At 72.9% G+C, this 5,383-nt stretch carries 5 protein-coding genes; 4 read left to right on the top strand and 1 reads right to left on the bottom strand.

The features are described from left to right. On the top strand, positions 1 to 2,451 hold a 2,451-nt coding region (gene topA, locus VGI02_RS13430; protein WP_331627889.1), incomplete at its 5' end, for a type I DNA topoisomerase. 165 nt (positions 2,452 to 2,616) lie between these two features. After that, entirely contained in the window at positions 2,617 to 3,429 is an 813-nt protein-coding gene (locus VGI02_RS13425) for a thermonuclease family protein (RefSeq protein ID WP_331627888.1), read from the top strand. Position 3,430: 1 nt separating this feature from the next. Here the strand turns inward: VGI02_RS13425 and VGI02_RS13420 are convergent, their stop codons facing one another. Beyond that, on the bottom strand, positions 3,431 to 3,613 hold the full coding sequence (locus VGI02_RS13420; RefSeq protein WP_331627887.1) for a DUF4236 domain-containing protein: 183 nt from the start codon (positions 3,611 to 3,613) through the stop codon (positions 3,431 to 3,433). A 183-nt stretch (positions 3,614 to 3,796) separates the two neighbouring features. On the opposite strand from VGI02_RS13420, the gene VGI02_RS13415 reads away from it, so the two are divergent. Next, positions 3,797 to 4,291, top strand: coding sequence for a hypothetical protein (locus VGI02_RS13415; protein WP_331627886.1), 495 nt, complete (start codon positions 3,797 to 3,799; stop codon positions 4,289 to 4,291). Between the two features lie 37 nt (positions 4,292 to 4,328). After that, the coding region (locus tag VGI02_RS13410) for a DNA polymerase III subunit delta' (RefSeq protein WP_331627885.1) at positions 4,329 to 5,383 on the top strand (1,055 nt) is incomplete at its 3' end.

Here is a 5,383-nt window from a genome sequence, read left to right as displayed (position 1 = left end):
CGCATGGTGTTCCACGAGATCACCGAGTCGGCCATCCAGGCCGCCGCCGCGAACCCGCGCGACCTGGACAAGGACCTCGTCGACGCGCAGGAGACCCGGCGCATCCTCGACCGGCTCTACGGCTACGAGGTCAGCCCCGTGCTGTGGAAGAAGGTCATGCCGAAGCTCTCGGCGGGCCGGGTGCAGTCGGTGGCGACCCGCGTGATCGTCGAGCGGGAGCGCGAGCGGATGGCGTTCGTCTCCGCCTCCTACTGGGGCATCGACGCCGTCCTGCGGACCGCGAAGGAGCAGGGGGAGGGCAACACCCCGACCTTCAAGGCGTCGCTGACGGCCGTCGACGGGGCCCGCGTGGCCACCGGTCGCGACTTCGACTCGCTGGGTCAGCTGAAGAACAACGACGTCCGCCGCCTGGACGAGGCCGATGCCCGTCGGCTGGCGGAAGCGGTGGGGTCGAGCGAGTACACGGTCAGCTCCGTCGAGGAGAAGCCGTACACCCGCAAGCCCTACCCGCCGTTCATGACCTCCACGCTCCAGCAGGAGGGCGGCCGCAAGCTGCGGTTCTCGTCCGAGCGGACGATGCGCACCGCGCAGCGGCTCTACGAGAACGGCTACATCACCTACATGCGTACGGACTCCACGACGCTGTCGGAGACCGCGATCAACGCCGCCCGCAACCAGGCGCGGGATCTCTACGGTGCCGAGAACGTCGCCGAGTCGCCGCGCCAGTACACGCGCAAGGTGAAGAACGCCCAGGAGGCCCACGAGGCCATCCGGCCCGCAGGGGACTCCTTCCGGACGCCGGGGCAGGTCGCCAATGAGCTCAACGGCGACGAGTTCCGTCTCTACGAGCTCATCTGGCAGCGCACGATCGCCAGCCAGATGCGCGACGCCCGCGGCACGACGATGACCGTGCGGATCACGGCGCCCGCGACGACCGGCGAGGAGTGCACCTTCTCCGCGTCCGGCCGCACGATCACCTTCCCCGGTTTCCTCCGGGCCTACGTCGAGACCGTGGACGAGCTCGAGGGCGGTCAGGCCGACGACGCCGAGAGCCGGCTGCCGCGCCTGGCCGAGGGCGAGGGTCTGTCGGCGGACGAGCTGGACCCGTCCGGCCACTCCACGAGCCCGCCTGCGCGCTACACCGAGGCGAGCCTGGTCAAGACCCTGGAGGAGCGCGGCATCGGCCGGCCGTCGACGTACGCGTCGATCATCAACACGATCCAGGAGCGCGGCTACGTCTGGAAGAAGGGCGCCGCGCTCGTCCCCAGCTGGATCGCGTTCTCGGTGATCGGGCTGATGGAGCGGCACTTCGAGCGGCTCGTCGACTACGACTTCACGGCCACGCTCGAGGACGAGCTCGACGCGATCGCCGCAGGCAACGCCCAGCGCCAGACCTGGCTCTCGCACTTCTACTTCGGCGGCCAGAACGGCGAAAACGGCGCGGCGCCCACCGGCAGCGGCGTCGAGGCCTCGATGACCCACCTGGGCGGGCTGAAGAAGCTCGTCGGGGACAACCTCGAGGGCATCGACGCGCGCGAGGTCAACTCGCTGCGGATGTTCGCCGACGACCAGGGGCGCGAGGTCGTCGTCCGGGTCGGCCGGTACGGGCCGTACCTGGAGCGGACGATCACCGGCGACGACGGCGAGGAGAAGTCCCAGCGGGCGAACCTGCCCGAGGATCTCCCGCCGGACGAGCTCGACCTCGCGCTCGCCGAGGAGCTGTTCTCCACGCCGCAGGAGGGGCGCTCGCTGGGCACCGACCCCGAGTCGGGCCACGAGGTCCTCGCGAAGGAGGGCCGCTTCGGGCCGTACGTCACCGAGGTGCTGCCGGAGGGGGCGAAGGAGAAGCCCCGCACCGGCTCGCTGTTCAAGTCGATGACGCTCGCCGAGATGACCCTCGAGGACGCGCTCAAGCTGCTGTCGCTGCCCCGCGTGGTCGGCACCGACCCGGAGTCCGGCGAGGAGATCACCGCGCAGAACGGCCGGTACGGGCCGTACATCAAGAAGGACAAGGACTCGCGCTCGCTCGACAGCGAGGACAAGCTCTTCACGGTCACCCTCGAGGAAGCCCAGAAGATCTTCGCCCAGCCGAAGCAGCGTGGACGGGCTGCCGCGAAGCCCCCGCTCAAGGAGCTCGGCAAGGACCCGGTGTCCGGCGAGCCGATGGTGGTCAAGGACGGCCGCTTCGGTCCCTACGTCACCGACGGCACGGGGTACAACGCCTCGCTCCGCAAGGGCGACGACGTCGAGGCCCTCACCGACGAGCGCGCGGCCGAGCTGCTCGCCGAGAAGCGGGCGAAGGGGCCGGCGCCGAAGAAGACGACGACGCGGTCGACGGCCTCGAAGTCGAAGTCGACGGCCTCCAAGTCGACCGCCTCGAAGTCGACGTCGAGCACGACGAAGAAGGCTCCCGCGAAGAAGTCGACGACGCGGAAGTCGCCGACCACCTGACGCCCGCCCTCGACGGGCACATCACGCATCTCCGGCAGCGCCCGGACCTGCGTGGCGTGCCCGTTGGTGTGGCGGCCGCCCCGCTAACGTCCATCTCGCGCAGTGCGATAGCCCGATTGCCCGGGGCGCGATGGAGCTCCCGGACGAGTTCGGGGGAACAAGTCGATGATCGCGCGCGTGCACGCCGCCCGCCCCGTCGTCCTGGCCGTGACGGCCGTCGTCGGGGCGCTGCTCCTGGGTGGGTGCGACCCCGTGGGAGTGCCGCAGGCGGTGTCCGCGCCGAGCACCACGGCCCCGGCGCCCGTCGTGTCGCCCGCCGCCGGTTCCGTGTCGGAGGCCGCCACGACGACCACGGCCGGCCGGACGACCATGGTCACCCGGGTGATCGACGGTGACACCTTCGAGGTCACCGGCGCGGTGAAGGTCCGCGTCCTGGGCATCGACTCCTGCGAGTCGGGCACACCCGGCGGGACGCGCGCGACCCAGGAGGCCCGGACGGCGATCCTCGGCCAGGCGGTCCGGCTCACCCCGCAGTCCGGCGTCGACCTCGACCGCTACGGCCGCGAGCTGCGCTACGTCTCGTACGCGGGTGGGGACTTCGCCGAGATGATGGTCCGCGCCGACCACACCGCGATCTACGCCAAGGGCCACAACGACGCGTCGGCCGCCGTGCAGGCCCGCCTGCGCGGCCTCGACGGCAACGGCCGCACCTGTGGCGTGGCCGCGCCCGCCGCGACCACCGTCAACCGCGCACCCCCTATCGGCGTGCTGTCTTCGACTCCTGTCGGGACCCCGAAGCCGAAGCCCGCGCCGCACCCCGTCGCGGCGGCGCCCCAGGCACCCGCGGCGTCGTCGGGAAGTGCGTACTACGCCAACTGCACCGCGGCGCGCGCGGCCGGTGTCACGCCGTTGCACCGCGGCGAGCCGGGCTACGCCGCCAAGCTCGACCGCGACGGCGACGGGATCGCCTGCGAGTGAGTCACTCCGCGGTGTAGCTGTACCCGCCGGGCAGGTCGACGGTCTTCTTCTTGGTGCGGCTGTTCCAGGTGAACGGGCCGAGCTTGAAGCTGTAGGACACCGTCTTGCCCGACTCCGAGCGGGAGACGTTCCGCCAGATCGGCAGCGGTCCCAGACGGCGGTGCTTGCGGTAGTTCAGGCCCACAGGGGTCCTCCCGGATCGCATGATCGTCGGGGGGAGGCTTCCCCGTGATCGCCGGACTCACTCCTGCCGGGGTCCCGGGAACGCGGCGGCGTGGCCGTCGAAGCGGGGTCCCCGGGACCACGCCGCCGGATCTCCCGCGCGCGGGCGCTGGCTCGGGACGCCCGATCGTGTGATGGTCGGAGGATGGATGTTCCTGGCCCGCGGGAGTCCGACCCGCTCGCCGGGGCGGACGGGACCGCGCCCCCGCCGCCCGTGACCGATCCCGCCCGCAGCCCCGCGTACCCCTCGGACATGCGGCTGCCGCCCGTGACCGACGCCGAGGGGGTGGCCGGCTGGATGGACGAGGACCGCGAGCGCGGCCTGCGGCCCTGGACGCCGGAGGTCCGGGACGTGCCCCCGCCACGCCCGCTGCCCCCGCAGCGCCGTCAGCGCAGGCTGCCGCCGGAGACGACCGAGGTGTCACCGGCCGTGGCCGGCGGGCCGCCGGAGGACGAGCCGACGTGGCGGAGGGAGCGGCGCGAGGACGCCGAGTTCCACTCCCAGTTCGGGGAGTGGCGTCCGGGTCGTGCGGCCGCTCCCGCGTCGGGCGGGTTCCTCGGCGGGGTGCGGCTGGGCGCTCCGCTCCTCGTGCTGATCGCGATCCTCATCGCCGTCGCGGCGCTCGCCCTGCACCTCTGAGAGCAGGCTGTCGGTCCTCTGGGGCATCATCACGGGGGTGAGCGTGTGGTCGCAGGTCGTCGGTCAGCCCCAGGCCGTCGACGAGCTCCGGGCCGCGGTCGACCACGCCGCCCACGTCCGCTTCACGACCGACCCGCCGGGTGAGGACGGACGGGGCGGGGCGATGACGCACGCCTGGCTCTTCACCGGGCCGCCGGGCTCGGGTCGCTCCGTGGCCGCCCGCGCCTTCGCCGCGGCGCTGCAGTGCCCGCGTCACGGGTGCGACGCGTGCCAGGTCTGCCACACCGTGGCGGCCGGGACGCACGCCGACGTCCACGAGGTCGCCACCGAAGGACTGTCGCTGGGCGTGAAGGAGATGCGCGCGATGATCGAGCGCGCCGCCCGCATGCCCACTACGGCGCGTTGGCAGATCATCCTGATCGAGGACGCCGACCGGATGACCGAGCAGGCGTCCAACGCCGTCCTGAAGGCCGTCGAGGAGCCGAACGAGCGCACGGTGTTCCTGCTCTGCGCCCCGAGCGAGCACCCCGACGACGTCAGCGTCACCATCCGGTCCCGCTGCCGCCCGCTGCGCCTGCGCACCCCCGTGATGTCGGCGATCGCGGAGGTCCTCGCCGAGCGGGACGGCATCGACGCCGAGACCGCGAGCTGGGCGGCGAGCGTGTGCGGCGGCCACATCGGGCGGGCCCGGCGGCTGGCGCGCGACGAGAACGCGAGGAACCGCCGGGAGGCCGTGCTGACCGTGCCGCGCTCGCTGCGCAGCACCGCCGAGGTCTTCGCCGCGGCCGACGGCCTCGTGGGCGCCGCCGAGGCCGAGGTCACGGCGCTCACCGGCGAGCGCAACGAGGCCGAGCGCGAGGAGCTCGCCGTCTCGATGGGCGCGGGCGGCTCGGGGAAGGGCGTCGCGCAGGCGCAGCGGGCGGCCAAGGCGGCGGAGAAGGACCTCGAGAAGCAGCAGCGGCTCCGCGCCACCCGCACCCGGCGCGACGCGCTGGACCGCGCCCTCGTCGACCTGGCCGGCTACTACCGCGACGTGCTCGTGCGCGGGTTCGGGGCGCAGGTCACCGCCACCCACCCGGACCGCGCCCGAGA

This window comes from Actinomycetospora sp. (genome assembly GCF_036497245.1).
Lineage (GTDB): Bacteria > Actinomycetota > Actinomycetes > Mycobacteriales > Pseudonocardiaceae > Actinomycetospora.
This window is presented reverse-complemented; position numbering and strand designations above follow the sequence as displayed.